16 protein-coding genes are annotated in these 15,776 nt (G+C 61.0%); 4 read left to right on the plus strand and 12 right to left on the minus strand.

Annotated features, from left to right (window positions below):
- Window positions 1-29: 29 nt before the first annotated feature.
- On the plus strand, window positions 30-1,691 hold the full coding sequence (gene glnS / locus G5229_RS01045) for a glutamine--tRNA ligase (protein WP_005334302.1): 1,662 nt from the start codon (window positions 30-32) through the stop codon (window positions 1,689-1,691).
- A 114-nt stretch (window positions 1,692-1,805) separates the two neighbouring features.
- On the opposite strand, the gene fur is transcribed toward glnS, so the two are convergent.
- Entirely contained in the window at window positions 1,806-2,234 is a 429-nt protein-coding gene (gene fur, locus G5229_RS01050; protein ID WP_005334301.1) for a ferric iron uptake transcriptional regulator, read from the minus strand.
- A 241-nt stretch (window positions 2,235-2,475) separates the two neighbouring features.
- Here fur and G5229_RS01055 point away from each other — a divergent pair, with 241 nt between their 5' ends.
- Window positions 2,476-2,949: a DUF4442 domain-containing protein gene (locus tag G5229_RS01055; protein ID WP_005334300.1), complete on the plus strand. Its 474-nt coding sequence runs from the start codon at window positions 2,476-2,478 to the stop codon at window positions 2,947-2,949.
- An 89-nt stretch (window positions 2,950-3,038) separates the two neighbouring features.
- Here G5229_RS01055 and fldA read toward each other — a convergent pair whose 3' ends face one another.
- From fldA to G5229_RS01075, 4 genes are read right to left on the minus strand one after another with little or no spacing between them, the layout of a single operon-like run.
- Entirely contained in the window at window positions 3,039-3,563 is a 525-nt protein-coding gene (gene fldA, locus G5229_RS01060; protein ID WP_005334298.1) for a flavodoxin FldA, read from the minus strand.
- Between the two features lie 39 nt (window positions 3,564-3,602).
- The gene (gene ybfE, locus G5229_RS01065) at window positions 3,603-3,899 is read right to left on the minus strand and encodes a LexA regulated protein (protein ID WP_005334297.1); all 297 of its coding nucleotides are present in this window, start codon (window positions 3,897-3,899) and stop codon (window positions 3,603-3,605) included.
- A gap of 20 nt (window positions 3,900-3,919) precedes the next feature.
- Window positions 3,920-4,141 carry a DUF2788 domain-containing protein gene (locus G5229_RS01070; RefSeq protein WP_005334296.1) on the minus strand — a complete coding sequence of 74 codons (222 nt, stop codon included), beginning with the start codon at window positions 4,139-4,141 and terminating at the stop codon, window positions 3,920-3,922.
- Between the two features lie 55 nt (window positions 4,142-4,196).
- The gene (locus G5229_RS01075) at window positions 4,197-4,979 is read right to left on the minus strand and encodes an alpha/beta fold hydrolase (protein ID WP_421208097.1); all 783 of its coding nucleotides are present in this window, start codon (window positions 4,977-4,979) and stop codon (window positions 4,197-4,199) included.
- A gap of 274 nt (window positions 4,980-5,253) precedes the next feature.
- Here G5229_RS01075 and seqA point away from each other — a divergent pair, with 274 nt between their 5' ends.
- Window positions 5,254-5,763, plus strand: coding sequence for a replication initiation negative regulator SeqA (seqA, locus tag G5229_RS01080; protein ID WP_421208099.1), 510 nt, complete (start codon window positions 5,254-5,256; stop codon window positions 5,761-5,763).
- A 58-nt stretch (window positions 5,764-5,821) separates the two neighbouring features.
- Window positions 5,822-7,471, plus strand: a complete 1,650-nt coding sequence (gene pgm, locus G5229_RS01085; RefSeq protein ID WP_021231101.1) for a phosphoglucomutase (alpha-D-glucose-1,6-bisphosphate-dependent) — start codon at window positions 5,822-5,824, stop codon at window positions 7,469-7,471.
- A gap of 102 nt (window positions 7,472-7,573) precedes the next feature.
- Here pgm and mltB read toward each other — a convergent pair whose 3' ends face one another.
- The 7 genes from mltB to G5229_RS01120 all read right to left on the minus strand — a co-directional run bounded on the left by mltB (window position 7,574) and on the right by G5229_RS01120 (window position 15,754).
- Window positions 7,574-8,656, minus strand: coding sequence for a lytic murein transglycosylase B (mltB, locus tag G5229_RS01090; RefSeq protein WP_368225202.1), 1,083 nt, complete (start codon window positions 8,654-8,656; stop codon window positions 7,574-7,576).
- 132 nt (window positions 8,657-8,788) lie between these two features.
- Window positions 8,789-9,403, minus strand: coding sequence for a CDP-alcohol phosphatidyltransferase family protein (locus G5229_RS01095; protein WP_421208102.1), 615 nt, complete (start codon window positions 9,401-9,403; stop codon window positions 8,789-8,791).
- 16 nt (window positions 9,404-9,419) lie between these two features.
- Window positions 9,420-10,070: an ATP-binding cassette domain-containing protein gene (locus G5229_RS01100; protein ID WP_421208104.1), complete on the minus strand. Its 651-nt coding sequence runs from the start codon at window positions 10,068-10,070 to the stop codon at window positions 9,420-9,422.
- A gap of 23 nt (window positions 10,071-10,093) precedes the next feature.
- Window positions 10,094-11,728 carry an ABC transporter permease gene (locus G5229_RS01105; protein ID WP_421208105.1) on the minus strand — a complete coding sequence of 545 codons (1,635 nt, stop codon included), beginning with the start codon at window positions 11,726-11,728 and terminating at the stop codon, window positions 10,094-10,096.
- Window positions 11,729-11,805: 77 nt separating this feature from the next.
- Window positions 11,806-13,002, minus strand: coding sequence for an ABC transporter substrate-binding protein (locus G5229_RS01110; RefSeq protein ID WP_421208107.1), 1,197 nt, complete (start codon window positions 13,000-13,002; stop codon window positions 11,806-11,808).
- Between the two features lie 17 nt (window positions 13,003-13,019).
- Window positions 13,020-15,173 (minus strand): FAD-dependent oxidoreductase, encoded by a 2,154-nt coding sequence (locus tag G5229_RS01115; RefSeq protein ID WP_421208109.1) that lies wholly within the window; start codon window positions 15,171-15,173, stop codon window positions 13,020-13,022.
- Window positions 15,173-15,754, minus strand: coding sequence for a carboxymuconolactone decarboxylase family protein (locus G5229_RS01120; protein WP_021231092.1), 582 nt, complete (start codon window positions 15,752-15,754; stop codon window positions 15,173-15,175). Before G5229_RS01120 ends, G5229_RS01115 begins: the two co-directional genes overlap by 1 nt.
- Window positions 15,755-15,776 lie beyond the last annotated feature (22 nt).

Consider the following 15,776-nt stretch of genomic DNA (forward strand, 5'->3'; position numbering starts at 1 on the left):
CCGCCAGTGACGCTTTTTTGAGGTGAGCCATGAGTCAGGCGAACAGCCCAACTAACTTTATTCGTCAGATCATTGATGAAGATCTGGCCAGCGGTAAGCACAGCAGCGTGCATACCCGTTTTCCGCCCGAGCCGAACGGTTATCTCCATATCGGCCACGCCAAATCAATCTGCCTGAACTTCGGCATCGCCCGCGACTATCAGGGCCAGTGCAACCTGCGTTTCGATGACACCAACCCGGTGAAGGAAGATATCGAGTACGTAGAGTCCATCAAGCAGGACGTACAGTGGCTCGGCTTCCAGTGGAACGGCGAGATCTGCTACTCCTCCGACTATTTCGACAAGCTGCACGGCTACGCCATCGAGCTGATTGAAAAGGGTCTGGCCTATGTGGACGAGCTGACGCCCGAGCAGATGCGCGAGTACCGTGGCACCCTGACTGAAGCTGGCAAGAACAGCCCGTTCCGAGATCGCAGCGTGGAAGAGAACCTGGCGCTGTTTGCCAAGATGAAGAACGGCGAGTTCGCCGAAGGCACCGCCTGCCTGCGCGCCAAGATCGACATGGCATCCCCCTTCATGGTGATGCGCGATCCGGTTATCTACCGCATCAAGTTTGCCCACCACCACCAGACCGGTGACAAGTGGTGCATCTACCCGATGTATGACTTCACCCACTGCATCTCGGACGCGCTGGAAGGGATCACCCACTCCATCTGTACCCTGGAGTTCCAGGACAACCGTCGCCTGTACGACTGGGTGCTGGACAACATCACCATCGACTGCCATCCGCGTCAGTACGAGTTCTCTCGTCTGAACCTCGAATACACCGTCATGTCCAAGCGCAAGCTGAACCTGCTGGTGACCGAGAAGCACGTCGATGGTTGGGATGACCCGCGCATGCTGACCGTCTCCGGTCTGCGTCGTCGTGGTTACACCCCGGCCTCCATCCGCGAGTTCTGCAAGCGCATCGGCGTCACCAAGCAGGACAACATCGTCGAGATGAGCATGCTGGAAGCCTGCATCCGCGAAGACCTCAACGAGCATGCGCCGCGCGCCATGGCCGTGCTGCATCCGGTGAAAGTGGTCATCGAGAACCTGGCTGCCGACGAAGTGCTGACAGCCCCGGCCCACCCGAGCAATGCCGAGATGGGTACCCGCGAGCTGAACTTCACACGCGAGATCTTCATCGATGAAGCGGACTTCAAAGAAGAGGCGAACAAGCAGTTCAAGCGTCTGGTGCTGGGCAAGGAAGTGCGTCTGCGCAATGCCTATGTGATCAAGGCCGAGCGCATCGAGAAAGATGCCGATGGCAAGGTCACCTGCATCTACTGCTCCTACGACCCCGAGACTCTGGGCAAGGATCCGGCCGATGGCCGCAAGGTGAAAGGGGTGATCCACTGGGTCAGCGCCACTCACTCCCTGCCAGCGGAAGTGCGTCTTTACGACCGTCTGTTCAAGGTGCCGAACCCGGGCGCCGAGGATGACTTTGAAGCTGCGCTGAACCCGGAATCCCTGGTGATCATCGAGGGGGCCCGTGTCGAGGCATCCCTGAAGAACGCCAAGCCGGAGCAGGCTTACCAGTTCGAGCGTGAAGGTTACTTCTGCGCCGACAACAAGCTCTCCAGCCCGGAGCATCTGGTGTTCAACCGCACCGTTGCCCTGCGTGACTCCTGGGGCAAAGTCGAAGGCTAAGCCGATGGGGCAGGGGAGACCCTGCCCTGTGCGATGCCAACGGCCTGCGCCGGACAATAAAAAGCCAGCTGATGCTGGCTTTTTATTGTCCGTTATCTGCAAGTCACGGGCGACTTATTCGTCGTGCTTGCACTCACCTGTTGCACAGTGACCGTAGAGGTAGAGGCTGTGGTTGGTGAGACGGATATTGAATTTCTTGGCGATCTCGCGCTGGCGCTGTTCGATCACTTCGTCGGAGAACTCGATCACCTTGCCGCAGTCAAGGCAAACCAGGTGGTCGTGGTGCTCCTGAGTGGCCAGCTCGAATACCGACTTGCCACCTTCGAAGTGGTGACGGGTAACGATACCGGCATCATCAAACTGGTTGAGAACGCGATAGACGGTAGCGAGACCAATCTCTTCACCCAGGTCGATCAGTCGTTTATAGAGATCTTCGGCGCTGGTGTGCTGGCAGTCCGGCTGTTGCAGGATTTCCAGGATTTTGACCCGGGGCAAGGTGATCTTGAGCCCGGCCTTTTTTAACGCTTGGTTGTTGTCTGCCATATTCTACTTATTCGCATTCTCGAAGGTGGGGTTATTCTGATGGACTGCCGCAGGAATGGCAACCTTGAACTCGCTTGGCCTGTCATTATAGGTCGTAGCCTCCCTAAAAATAAACCCAGCAATTCAAGGGGTTTAGTCATAAATGGCCGGTTGGATTGAAATAATCAATCGTGTCGTCCGACTTGCTGGCATGGCAGATGTTGATAAGATGTAACTTTCATATTCTGGTCGGATGAGATCCATGGATTGGCTTTTTGACAATGCGGCCTGGGTGCGCCGCGCACTCAACGCTTGGCCCCCTTTCTGGGGTGCCGGTATCAAGATAGAGACCCTGAGCGATGACTTTCGCTACTGCCGGGTGACCCTCAAATCCCGCTGGTGGAACAAGAACGCCAACCGCACCCAGTTTGGCGGCAGCATGTTTGCCATGACGGACCCCATCTATCCGCTGATGCTGATGGGCTACTTCAAGAATCGCTACTACGTCTGGGACAAGGCGGGCAGCATCAACTACATCAAGCCGGGCAAGGGCAAGCTGGTGGCCGAGTTCAACCTGACCGAGGGCAAGTTGGCCGAAATCGTGGCGGCGACCGAAGGTGGCAACAAACACTTCCCCGAATTCGAGGTGACGGTACAGGACAAGAGCGGCGAGCTGGTGGCGCAGGTCAAGCGCACCCTCTATGTGCGAGCCAAACCGGAGCACAGAGGTGAATAACAGGGGAGAATGAAGGCAGGCATCGCCACTTGCAGATACAACAAGGGCCCGTCAGGGCCCTTGTTGTCAGAGGTATGAGGGGAAGCGGATTACTCCAGCTCGCCCAGGCACATCTCTTCGTGCAGCTGCTTGCACCAGCCCTTGACGCGCTCGGCGGTCAGCTCCGGCTGGCGATCTTCATCGATACCCAGACCGACAAAGTGCTTGTCATCAACCAGTGCCTTGGAGGCTTCGAACTCGTAGCCGGCAGTCGGCCAGTGACCGATGATGATGGCGCCTTTTGCTTCGACGATGTCGCGCAGGGTGCCCATGGCATCGAGGAAGTACTCGGAATAGTCTTCCTGATCACCGCAACCGAAGATGGCGACCAGCTTGTTGGTGAAGTCGATTTCGCCCAGATCGGGGAAGAAGTCGTCCCAGTCGGCCTGGGCTTCGCCGTAGTACCAAGTCGGGATGCCGAACATCAGCAGATCAAAGCTCTCGATGTCGGCCTTGCTGCTCTTGGCGATGTCACGGACTTCAATCAGGTTTTTGCCCAGCTCTTTCTGGATCATCTTGGCGACAGCTTCGGTGTTACCGGTATCGCTGCCAAAAAACAGACCTACACTTGCCATAGTGTTTAGTTACCCGTATTTGGTGTTAATGCTCAACGCTCAGACTGCAATGTCCACCGCAAAGGCGGACTCAATCTGTTGTTTCAGGATAGATTGGATCAGCTCGGCTCGGCTGATGTTCTGTTGTAACGCAAGTTGGTTCAGGCGCTCCAGCAACTCGGCCTCCACCTTTAACTCTACCCGCTTCAGCCCATTTTCCCGATCGCGCTTAAGCTGGTTACGCTTGTTGATCTTGAGCTGGGTCTCGCGGGGGAGTGGATTGGTCTTTGGCCTGCCGGGGCGCTTCTCATTTGCGAACAGATCCAGTGTTGTTCGATCAGTTTGCTGTTTGGCCATACATCACAGATGAAAATAAGTTAGCCGAGTCCTGAGCCTTCCCAGCCCAGTTCGATCAGCCCCTTGGCGACAAAACCCGCACAACCCAGAAACAGTACCAACCAGACGATAAAACGACCGAAACGGGGCACGTTGCCGCGCTTGAGCACGTCCTGAATGGCCAGGCCAATCAATATGAAAATGGCCACAAAGAATAACTTGAGGCCCAAACTTTCGATCAGGTCGATATGTTCACTTAGCATGGATTGCGCACACTCCTTATGACGGGCGCACTATATCACAAAGGATTTGAAACTGTTAACCGCCTGTCGACAGGAAATCCACAACCAATTTGTTGAACAGAGCCGGTTTTTCCGCATGCAGCCAGTGGCCGGTACCCGCGATGACACGCACCTTTGCCGCCGGGAATTGGGCCAGTGCCGTCTCGCTGTATTGCGGCTGCATATAGTCAGAATCCCCCCCCTTGATAAAGAGCACCGGCCCCTCGAAGCGGTGCTCATCCTCTGGCCAGCCCATGATGTTGGCGTAGTTTTGCTCAAGGGCGGGCACATTGAAGCGCCAACCCCAGCCATGCTCGCCTCTGGCGAACGATTTGAGCAGGAACTGGCGTACCCCGGCGATCTCGATGTGCTGTGCCAGCATGGCTTCCGCTTCACTGCGGCTTTGCGGCGGCGTGCGCAGTGTGGCGTTGAGTCCGGCAAAGACATTCTGGTGGCGGGAGTGGGGATAGGCGACCGGCGCCATGTCGGCCACCACCAGTTTGGTCACCCGCTCTGGCGCCAGCTTGGTGACCTGCATCCCTACCTTGCCGCCCATCGAGTGGCCAATCAGGGTCGCTTCGGCAATCTCCAGCCGATCCATCAGGGCCAGGATATCGGCCGCCTGCGCCGGATAGCTCATCTCGCTGCTATGAAAGGAGGCTCCGTGGTTGCGCAGATCGACGCTGATGACCCGGTACTGTTCGCAGAGGGCACGGGCCAGCAGGCCGAGGTTGTCGAGGCTGCCAAACAGGCCGTGGATCAGAATGACCGCCGGGCCCTGACCCTGCTCCTTGAAGTTCAATATGCTGTTTTGTTGCAAAATGACACCTTGTCGGTCGTGGGTGCGTATCGCTGTTTTATTTAACGCACTGGAAAGAAAAGGATTTCGTCCAATGGATTGGGATTTTATGTGGTTTTTTTTCTAAAAAATCCTGTCCGGATCGGCTATCAGTGCGGCTGATCACACACTTGGCCCGCTATTATGCCGTATTCTCGATGAGATTCATGTACATCTGCCAGCCCCTTGCTTGGGCTGTCGGGTTTGCCTATGTATAATCGCCGCATCCGAATTTCGACGAGTCCAGCGCATCCCTATGAAAACCATCGAGCTTGATGACGATCTCTACTTCTATATCGCCAGCCAGACCCGGCACATTGGTGAGAGTGCCTCCGATATCCTGCGCCGTCTGCTGGAACAGCCTGCTCACCAAGGTGTGCCGGTTGCCGAGCCCGTTGCCGTCGCGCAGCCCAGTGCGGTAGCCACCCGGCAAGGGCTGCAAGCCCTGCTTGATTCTGGCGAGCTGCAGCAGGAAGAGAAGTCCATCAACCGTTTCATGCAGGTGCTGAGTACCCTCTACCGGGATGATCCGGTCGGGTTTACCCAGGCCACCGAAATCAAGGGGCGCAAGCGCGTCTATTTCTCGCGGGATCCCGAGGCTCTGCGCGCCAGTGGCAGCACCACCAAGCCCAAGCCGGTACCGGAAACCCCGTTCTGGGTAATCACCAACACCAACACCAGTCGCAAGCAGAACATGGTGGCCCAGCTGATGAGCAGCATGGGTTACGGCGACGAGGTGATCGCGCAGGTGTGCGGCGCAATCTAACGGTTTTTCAAGACTCAGGCCTTGCCCGGCAAGGCCGCCATTACGCAAGGAAAACGCCATGGCTCAGCATTCCCACGCCGGTCAGCCGGCCCGTTTAAGCGACCTGACCAACATTCCCCGTCTGGTCAGCGCCTACTACCTCAACAAGCCGGACATGAGCCGCCCCGAGCAGCGAGTTGCCTTCGGTACCTCCGGCCACCGCGGCAGCGCCCTGCACAGCGCCTTTACCGAATCCCATATTCTGGCTGTGACCCAGGCCCTGGTGGAGTATCGCCAGCAGGCCGGCATTACTGGCCCGCTGTTTGTCGGCATGGATACTCACGCTCTGTCCGAATCCGCCTTTGCCAGCGCCGTCGAAGTGCTGGCCGCCAACGGCGTTGAAACCCGCATTCAGGCTGGCCTCGGCTTTACCCCGACCCCGGTCATCTCTCACGCCATCTTGCGCCACAATGCAGGCAAACCGGCTGCCCGTGCTGACGGCGTGGTGATCACTCCGTCCCACAACCCGCCGGAAGATGGTGGCTTCAAGTACAACCCGCCTCACGGTGGCCCCGCCGAAGGGGAGATCACCAAGTGGGTGGAGGACCGTGCCAACGCGATTCTGGAAGCGGGTCTGGCTGGCGTGAAACGGATGCCGTTCGCCGAAGCGCTCAAGAGCCCGTTCGTGGTCGAGCACGACTATGTCACCCCCTATGTGGATGATCTGAAGAACGTGCTGGACATGGATGCCATCAAGAACGCGGGCATCAAGATCGGTGTCGATCCGCTGGGCGGCTCCGGTGTCGCCTACTGGGACGTCATCGCCAAGACCTACGGCCTGAATATCGAGGTGGTGAACTACAAGGTCGACCCGACCTTCTCCTTCATGACCCTGGATAAAGACGGCAAGATCCGGATGGACTGCTCCAGCCCGTTCGCCATGGCGAGCCTGATCGCGCTCAAGGACAAGTTCGACATCGCCCTTGGCAATGACCCTGACTACGACCGTCACGGCATCGTCACCAAGTCAGGCCTGATGAACCCGAACCACTATCTGGCGGTGGCGATCCAGTATCTGTTTACCCATCGTACCGGCTGGTCTGCGGATGCGGCCGTCGGCAAGACGCTGGTCTCCTCCTCGATGATCGACCGGGTTGCCGGCGAGATTGGCCGCACCCTGAAAGAGGTGCCGGTCGGCTTCAAGTGGTTCGTGGATGGCCTCTACAGCGGCGAGTTCGGCTTTGGCGGCGAGGAGAGCGCTGGCGCCTCCTTCCTGCGCAAAGATGGCACCGTCTGGACCACCGACAAGGATGGTTTCATTCTGGCGCTGCTGGCGGCGGAAATTCTGGCGGTGACCGGCAAGGATCCGCAAGCCCACTACGACGCACTGGAAGCCAAGTTCGGCCGCTCCAGCTATCGTCGCATCGACGCCCCGGCCAACAGCGCCCAGAAAGCGGTGCTCTCCAAGCTGGATCCTGCTCTGGTGGAAGCCTCAACTCTGGCGGGTGAGCCCATCATCGCCAAGCTGACCAAGGCACCGGGCAACGATGCCGCCATCGGCGGCCTCAAGGTGGTGACCGAGAACGGCTGGTTCGCGGCGCGCCCCTCCGGCACCGAGTCCATCTACAAGATCTATATGGAGAGCTTCAAGGGCGACGCGCACCTCGACCTCATCCAGCAAGAGGCCCAGCAGATCGTCTCTGCTGCGCTGGCCAAGGCAGGCGTCTAAATCAGGTAGCCATCCTTGAGCCCCTGATGAGGTGGAACGTTGGATATAACAAAGGAGCCATGATGGCTCCTTTTTCATTGTCTGTTTTATGCCAGCGAGTTATCAGCGCGCCGCCTTCACCGCCAGCCCCAGCTGCCACACCGCCATGGCGTAGTGAGTGCTGTGGTTGTAGCGGGTGATGGTGTAGAAGTTGGGCAGACCGTACCAGTATTGGTAGCCGGTGCCGACATCGAGGCGCAGCAGGCTCGCTTCGTTGTGGTTGCCCAGGCTACTGGTGGGGGTGAGCCCTGCGCGGCGCAGGGTGGCGACCGGGTAGCGGGTCTGGAAGCCATGCTCATAGCCGGGCAGTTGGCCCTGACCGCGCACCGCAACCGGTTGGCCTTTCTCCCAGCCGTGGGCCTTGAAGTAGTTGGCGACGCTGCCGATGGCATCTACCGGATCCCACAGGTTGGTGTGGCCGTTGCCATCAAAGTCCACCGCATAGCGCTGGAAGCTGGAGGGCATAAACTGGCCGTAGCCCATGGCGCCCGCATAGGAGCCCTTGGGTTCGGTGGGATCCATCCCCTCGTCGCGGGTCATCACCAGGAAGGCTTCCAGCTCGCTCGTGAAGAACTCGGCGCGGCGCGGATAATCAAATGCCAGAGTGGCCAGCGCATCCAGAATGCGGGTCTTGCCCATCACCCGGCCCCAGCGGGTTTCCACCCCGATAATGCCGACGATGATCTCCGGCGGCACCCCGTAGATCTGCTCCGCCCGGTTCAGCTCGCTTGCGTATTCACGCCAGAAGTTGACGCCGTTCTGTACGTTGTCTGGGGTGATGAACTTGGCGCGATAGCGGTTCCAGGCGCCGGTCGGGCCGGTGGGCTTGGCGGTAGTCGGCGCCTGGGCATCCATCAGGCGGATGATCCAGTCGTAACGCTCTGCCTGTGCCAGCACCTGATGCAGCTGGGCGTTGTCAAAACCGTGCTTCTCGACCATTTTCTGGACGAACCGATCCACGTTGGGGCGATTGGCGAAGTCCCCCTTGCTAACCCCTTGTGTATAAACGGGTTTGCTCGATGGCGCTTGATTGATAAAGGCGCTCTTGGGCTGGGGGACGACCACGGGCTTTGGCGCTGGGGCGCTGCTGCAGCCACCGAGCAGGGGGAATAACGACAGAGTGAGAAGAGAGGCAAGGCGACGCATAGGGTTCTCAAAGAGACTGATAAAAGTGCCGTCATGGTAAAACATTGTCATCCCCGTGCAAGTGTTCCGTGTGCCTTGTTTGCCGCCAATTCATCGTGCGATGGATTAGCCCTCCGGTGAGGGCTGTGCTGTTTATGGCTGGGGGGGACGCAGCGTGTAGTAACCGCTCCAGAGCCGGGTCAGGGTGGTGATGGCGCAGAGCAGGGCAAAGCCGTAGGCGAGAGGGGCGAAGGCGGCGGGCCACAGGCACATCAGCACGAACAGGGCGATGGTCTCGCTCCCCTCGGTGAGGCCGCCCAGATAGTAGAGGGATTTGTGGTGGTAGACCGGATTGTCGATGCCCCGCTTGCCCGCCATGATGGCAAACGCCAGAAAGCTCGAGCCGGTGCCCATGAAGGCAAACAGCAGAGTGGCGGCGGGCAGCGCATTGGCGGGGGCGGCGAGGGCAAAGCCCAGCACCACGGCGGCGTAGAAGATGAAATCCAGCGTGATGTCGAGAAAGCCGCCGCAGTCGGTGATGCCGGTTTCCCGCGCCACGGCGCCGTCCAGCCCGTCCAGCAGCCGGTTGAGCAGGATGGTCGCGAGTGCCCACTGATAGCTGCCAAAGGCCAGCAGCGGCAGCGCCAGCATGCCGATGGCAAAGCCGGTGAGGCTGACCTGATTGGCACTGATCCCGGCACGGCAGAGCGGTTTGGCAAGCTGGGTGAGAGGGCTGCGGATCACGGGGATCAGATGGCGATCAAACAAGGTGAACACTCCTCGGTTAACAGTGGCATTCGGTGAGGTTGAGTATGGTGCCCGGCGCGTCTTCCGCATCGTGGGTCACCAGGATGGCGGGGATGGCCAGCGCCTTGATCTGCGCGAACACCAGTTCGCGAAAGGCGGCCCGCAGCGGCTTGTCGAGGCGGGAGAAGGGCTCGTCCAGCAGCAGGGCATCGGGTTCCGCCAACAGTGCCCGCAGCAGGCTGACCCGCGCCCGTTGACCCCCTGACAGCTGTTGCGGCAGCTTGTCAACCTGATCCGCCAGCGCGACCTGTGCCAATGCGGCCAGTGCCTTTTCCCGCCGCGCACGTTTTCCCTTTATGATCGCAGGCATGCCGAACATCAGGTTCTCCGCCACCGTCAGATGGTCAAACAGCAGGTCATCCTGAAACAGCATGCCGATGCGCCTCGCTTGCGCGGGCAAGGCGTTGAGTGGCCGCTCGCCGAGCCTTATCTCTCCCTCCAGCCGGATCGGGCCATTTCCTGTCAGCGCGCTGGGCAGTACCCCCGCCAGCCCTGCCAGCAGGGAGCTTTTACCGCAACCGCTCGGCCCCATCAGGGTCAATACCTCGCCGGGGGCCACCTGCAGGGCAGGGAGCGAGAGCAGCGGATTTTCATCAAGGTAAAGTCGAAGAGGTGTGGTGCTCAGCATATGGCTGTTTCCATCATCAGAGTTCATCGTGAGCCGCCCCCCTTGAGCGCCGGATTGATCCGCGCCGGCAGCCAGAGCGCCAGCAGATAGATAACGAGCGGCAGCAGCAGTTGCAGCAGGCCGTAGAGCCCCGCCAGCCGTCGGTTGAGGCCGCTGCCGATGGCCACCGCTTCGGTGGTGATGGTGACCACTCTGCCCGCGCCAAAGATCAGGGTCGGCAGATACTGGGCCAAACTCACGGCTGCCCCGACGCTGAAGGCAAACAGCAGCGGGCGCGCCAGCAGCGGCGCTTTGACTTGCCACCAGGCTCGCCATGGCGTAGCCCCCAGCAGCAGGGCGCTCTGGGTGATCCGCGGATCGAACTGGCGATAGGGGCCATGCAGGCAGAGATAGACATAGGGAAAGACAAACAGCAGCTGGCTCCAGAGCACCCAGCCCCAGCCAATGCCGCTGCTTATCGAGTCATGCGCAAGCCAGTCCAACCCGAACCGGATGCCAAACAGCAGGCTTGCCTGCGGCAGCAACAGCGGCAGGCAGATAAGCCAGAGCGGCCAGGGGCGGCGGCTGGCTTGTGCCTCCAGACTGCACACCGCCATCATCAGTGCCAACAAGCCGCTCACCAGCGCCAGCAGTGCGCTGGTTACCAGCAGTGGCAGCAGGGTTGGCAGCAGATCCAGCCAGTAATGACTGCTCCACTGGCTGGGCCAGAGGGAGGGAAAGGGCCAGCGGCGCGCCAGCGACCAGAGCAGCAGCGCCGCCAGCACCGCCAGATTGAGGGTGATCAGGGTGAAGGCAAAGCCCGCTGCGAGCCGGTTGGCAAAGAAGTGGGGCGCCGCCCGTTTGCCATCGAGCCAGCAGCCTTTGCCCATCTCTTTATGAAGCCACTCCAGTAATCTGAGCAGAGCGATGAGCAACGCCGTGATGGCGAGCAAAAGCAGGGCGCCGCTGGCGGTGGCTCCGCGCCAGAGCAGATCCGGGTCCTGATACCAGAGCCACAACCGCACCGCCAGCGGGGCGGGGGCATCGGGCCCGAGCAACTGGGCGAGATCCACCACCGCCACTCCGTAGGCCGCCACCGCATAGATGGGCAGGCGCAGGGCAGGCCAGAGCGCTGGCAGCAGCAGGCGCCACCAGATCAGGGGGGCGCTGAAACCGAGGCTCGCCCCCAGCCACTGCTGGCGTGCCAGCAGGATGGGTTGCTGCGCGGCCATCGCCATCAGCAGCAAAAAGGGGGTCTCCTTGAAAACGAGCAGTGCAATCAGCCCGAGCCCCCAAGGATCCCGAATGGTCTGCCAATCGGGGGGAAGATCAAACCCCGTTAGAGCTGGCGAGACGAGCCGCAGCAGCCAGCCGGAGGGGGCGAGCAGAAAGGCAAAGCCGATGGCAAAGGCGACGTGGGGCATGGCCAGCATAGGCGAGAGCAGGCGACGGAGCAGCCCGAAAGCCCGGCTGTTGCTGTGGGCCAGCAGCAGGGCGGTCAACAGCAGAGTGCCGAGGGTGGAGGCTGCGCCAATCCACAGGCTCAGCGCAGCGGAATGCCAAAGGCCAGGCTGAGCCAGCAGCAAGGCGAGATGAGAGGCGGCCATCCCCTCCGCCAGCAGTTGCCACAGTCCCGCCAGCAATGGGATGACTAAGATCGCCAGATAAATGACCGCCATCCCCGCACTCATAGTGGGGTGGCGTGTCAAGCGGCGCCACGGTCGGGAGCGGGAAAGCGGGTGACCAGCGGCACTCATCAGTGACCGTAACGCTCGGCCCAGGCCGCTTCCAGTTTGAGCTGCCAGCTGGGGTGAGGCTCGGCCACCGCTTTGAAGCGCAGTGCCGGTTGCCCCTTGGCTGAATCAGGCAGGGTATCGGCCCGCAGCACGCTGGGATCACCCCAGAAGGCCGGATTGGCTTTTCGCGCCTGCGCCGCCGGGCTCAGCAGGAAGTTGGCCACCACCTTGGCACCCGCACGGGCACTGGCGTTGAAGGGGATGGCGAGAAAATGGCTGTTGGTGAGCGACCCCTTTGCCATGGCGACCGCCTCGACGCTGGGGGGCAGGGCGCCAATCTGGGCAGCGCTCTGCGCCTCCTGCGGATTGAAGCTGATGGCCATGGCCAGTTCGCCATCATCGAGTAACTGGCGGGTTTCGGCGGCGCTGGTGGGGAACAGTTTGCCCTTGCGCCAGAGTGCCGGATGCAGCTCATCGAGCCAGGCCCAGAGCGGGGCGGTGAGTTGGGTAAACTCGGTATCGGTCGCCTCCCGATAGAGGGGGGCTGGGTTTGGCGTCAATTCCAGCAGGATCTGCTTGAGAAAACTGGAGCCATGGAACTGGGGCGGCTTGGGATAGGTGAAGCGGCCAGGATGGGCCTTGGCCCACGCCAGCAGGGCTGCTGCCGAGGTGGGCGGGCTGGCGACCTCTTCGGTGTCGACCATCAGATTGAGCTGGCCGATGCCCCAGGGGGCTTCCAGCCCTTCCACCGGCAGGGTGAAGTCCTCACTCACCGGCAGGGTGCTGTCTACCAGCGCCATGTTGGGTAGCTCGGCGGTAAAGGGAGCGCCGAGCAGCCCCTGCTCCTTGAGCGCCTTGAAGTTCTCGCCGTTGACCCAGAGCAGATCGATGGGGCCGCCAGCTTGTTTGCCCGCCTGCTTGTTGGCCAGCAACTGGCTGACGCTCTGGGCGATGTCATCCACCTTCACCTGCACCAGTTTGACCTGATAGTCGCGTGCCAGCTCCTGCCCGGCCCACACCAGATAGGCGTTGATCTCCGGGCTGCCGCCCCAGGCGTTGAAGTAGACGGTCTGTCCCTTCGCCTCCTCAAGGGTCCGTTGCCAGTTGTCATCAGGAGTGGCTAACAGCGGGCCGCTGGCGAGCAGTGGCAGGGTGCACAGCAGCGCATTTAGCCGCTGTTTGAGCTGTGAGCTGAGTTGTGAGAATGGCTTGAGCATAAACGTTTCCCTGATTGTCAGGCGCCACGGCGCCAGCGGTGATAACGGGCCAGCAACGCCAGCACCCGGGTGGGCTGATGGGCCCGTTTCCATTCACCCGCCACATATTTGTTACCCTCCATCAGGGTGGGATAGGCGTGAATGGTGCCGAGGATCTTGCCAAGGCCGAGGTGGTGACGCATGGCGAGCACAAATTCGGCGATCCGCTCACCGGCGTGAGTGCCCACTATGGTGGCGCCAAGGATAGTATCCTTGCCCGGCACGGTCAGCACCTCGACAAAACCGTGGCGCTCCCCATCGGCAATGGCGCGATCCAGCTCAGCCAGCTCGAAGCGGGTCGCCTCGAAGGGAATCCCCTGTGCTTCGGCTTCCTTGCGATTGAGGCCGACCCGGGCAATCTCCGGCGTGGTGTAGGTGGCCGCCGGAATAACCCGATAGTCGGCCCGAAAGCGCTTGAACTGGCCAAACAGGGCATTTACTGCCGCATACCAGGCCTGATGGGCGGCAAAGTGGGTGAACTGGTAAGGGCCCGCTACGTCTCCCACTGCCAGTATGCTGGGGAAGTTGGTGGCAAGGAAGCCATCGACCGCTAGGGTGCCGCGGGGGGCAAGCTCGACCCCCAACGCTTCGAGCCCGAAGCCGCTCACATTGGCGACCCGACCCAGTGCCAGCAGCAGTTGATCCCCTTCCACCACCTGTGTCTCATCGCCACGGCGCAGTTGCAGCCGGATGGGGAGATCCCCCTCGGCTGCGGGCAGATAGTCGGCTCGTTCGGCGCGCCAGCCGGTGAGTAGCTGCACACCATCGCGGCTCATCTGCCCGGCCAGAGCATCGGCGACCTCTCTCTCTTCGCGGGGCAGCAGTTGCTCCGAGAGTTCCACCAAGGTCACGGGAATGCCGAGCAGGGCGAAGCTCTGGGCCAGCTCGCAGCCGATGGGACCGCCGCCCAGCACCAGCAGGCGGCGCGGCGGAGTGCGCAGCTGCCAGAGGCTATCCGAGGTGAGGTAAGGCACCTGATCCAGCCCCGGCAGCTTGGGCACCAACGGTCGGGCGCCGGTGGCGATAACGATATGGCGGCTGGCGAGGCGCTGGCCGTTCACTTCTACCTCCCAGGGGGAGACCAGCCGCGCCTCTCCTTCGATGCACTCCACTCCAAGCCCCTGATAGCGTTCGATGGAGTCGTGGGGCTCGACCTCCTTGATCACCTCAGTCACCCGCTCCATCACGGCGGCAAAATCGGCGCGGGAGTGGCTTGGGCTAAAGCCCAGCTCGTCGGCTTTACGCTGCTCTGCGGCAAAGCGGGCGCTTCGGATCAATGCCTTGGAGGGGACGCAACCGCTGTTGAGGCAATCGCCCCCCATCTTGTGTTTCTCGATGAGCGCCACTTTGGCCTTCACCGCTGCCGCGATATAGCTGGTAACCAGCCCACCTGCACCGGCACCGATCACCAGCAGGTTGTAGTCGTAGCGAGCGGGCTTGCGGTAGGGGGAGAGCAAGCGGCGCAGCGCGAGCTTGGCGGTCAATTTCTTGACCAGCCAGGGCATCAGCCCCAGCAGGGTCAACGCGACCATCAGGCCGGGGGAGAGGATATTGCCGGTGCTGGTTAACTGGCCAAGCTCGCTGCCCGCCAGCACATAGACGAAGGTGCCAGGCAGCATGCCAAGCTGGCTGACCCAGTAGTAGGTGCTGACTCTGATGGGGGTGAGCCCCATCAGCAGATTGACCAAAAAGAAGGGGAAGATGGGGATGAGGCGCAGGCTGAGCAGATAGAAGGCCCCCTCCTTCGCCATGCCGGACTGAAAGGTGGCCAGCTTGTCGCCAAAGCGCCGCTCGACCCAGTCGCGCAGCAGAAAGCGGGCGCTGAGAAAAGCCAGGGTTGCGCCTAGGGTGCTGGCGAAAGAGACCAGCAGTAGCCCCCAGCCGACGCCGAACACAGCGCTGCCACCCAGGGTGAGCAAGCTGGCGCCGGGTAGGGAGAGGGCGGTGCTCAGCACATAGATAAGCACGAACAGCAGGCTGGCCGAGACAAAGTGGCCGTCGACCCATTGCGCCACTGCCGCCTGCTGGGCCTGCAAGGCGTCCAGAGTGAGGTAACGGCCAAGATCGAGGGCAAAAAAGGTGCCGATAAGGCTCCCCATCACCAGTGCAAGCAGCAGGCGGGTCCGGTTCATCAGGCGTCCTTGCTGTCTGGCTGGGCAGGGCGTTCCGGTTGCACCGGCAGCTGGCAGAAGCCCTGCGGCGCGATATCGAGGGCGGCGTTGAACTTGGCCGACATGTTCTGGAAGGCGATAAGACCGGTCAGCTCCACCATGGCGTCGTCGTCGAACCAGGGCTTGAGGCGGGCAGCCTGTTCATCGCTCACCCCATCGAGGCCAGTCATCGCTTCGGTATAGTCGAGCACCGCTTTTTCCCGCTCGTCAAACAAGGGGCTTTCGCGCCAGTTGGCCAGCGCCTCCACTTTCTCGCTGGAACCGGCTCTCTTTACCAAGGTCATGGCGTTGATGTCGACGCAAAAACGGCACCAGTTGAGCTGGGAGACCCGCACCGTCACCAGCGAGCGCAGCACGGGGTCGATGGGGGAGCGCTTGCGGTTGATGACGCCGTAGAGGGTGGCGACGGCGGCAAAGAGGCGCGGCGAGCGGCCCCAGCACTTGCCCGGAATAAGCACCTGACCATAGTTGCGCTTTTGCAGCCAGAAAAAGGGGCGGATAAACCAGGCATATTCCCGGTCGGGTTTGACCTCAACGCGCATCAGTTACCTTCTTGTTGTTTCA

It is taken from the genome of Aeromonas sp. 602396 (genome assembly GCF_049173735.1).
In the GTDB taxonomy this organism is placed as follows: Bacteria; Pseudomonadota; Gammaproteobacteria; order Enterobacterales; family Aeromonadaceae; genus Aeromonas; species Aeromonas veronii_A.

Excerpts from the sequence above, each read along its gene's own strand:
- glnS (WP_005334302.1), top strand. The coding sequence starts at position 30 with ATGAGTCAGGCGAACAGCCCAACTAACTTTATTCGTCAGATCATTGAT.
- fur (WP_005334301.1), bottom strand. The coding sequence starts at position 2,234 with ATGGCAGACAACAACCAAGCGTTAAAAAAGGCCGGGCTCAAGATCACC.
- G5229_RS01055 (WP_005334300.1), top strand. The coding sequence starts at position 2,476 with ATGGATTGGCTTTTTGACAATGCGGCCTGGGTGCGCCGCGCACTCAAC.
- fldA (WP_005334298.1), bottom strand. The coding sequence starts at position 3,563 with ATGGCAAGTGTAGGTCTGTTTTTTGGCAGCGATACCGGTAACACCGAA.
- ybfE (WP_005334297.1), bottom strand. The coding sequence starts at position 3,899 with ATGGCCAAACAGCAAACTGATCGAACAACACTGGATCTGTTCGCAAAT.
- G5229_RS01070 (WP_005334296.1), bottom strand. The coding sequence starts at position 4,141 with ATGCTAAGTGAACATATCGACCTGATCGAAAGTTTGGGCCTCAAGTTA.
- seqA (WP_421208099.1), top strand. The coding sequence starts at position 5,254 with ATGAAAACCATCGAGCTTGATGACGATCTCTACTTCTATATCGCCAGC.
- pgm (WP_021231101.1), top strand. The coding sequence starts at position 5,822 with ATGGCTCAGCATTCCCACGCCGGTCAGCCGGCCCGTTTAAGCGACCTG.
- mltB (WP_368225202.1), bottom strand. The coding sequence starts at position 8,656 with ATGCGTCGCCTTGCCTCTCTTCTCACTCTGTCGTTATTCCCCCTGCTC.
- G5229_RS01100 (WP_421208104.1), bottom strand. The coding sequence starts at position 10,070 with ATGCTGAGCACCACACCTCTTCGACTTTACCTTGATGAAAATCCGCTG.
- G5229_RS01105 (WP_421208105.1), bottom strand. The coding sequence starts at position 11,728 with ATGGCGGTCATTTATCTGGCGATCTTAGTCATCCCATTGCTGGCGGGA.
- G5229_RS01110 (WP_421208107.1), bottom strand. The coding sequence starts at position 13,002 with ATGCTCAAGCCATTCTCACAACTCAGCTCACAGCTCAAACAGCGGCTA.
- G5229_RS01115 (WP_421208109.1), bottom strand. The coding sequence starts at position 15,173 with ATGAACCGGACCCGCCTGCTGCTTGCACTGGTGATGGGGAGCCTTATC.
- G5229_RS01120 (WP_021231092.1), bottom strand. The coding sequence starts at position 15,754 with ATGCGCGTTGAGGTCAAACCCGACCGGGAATATGCCTGGTTTATCCGC.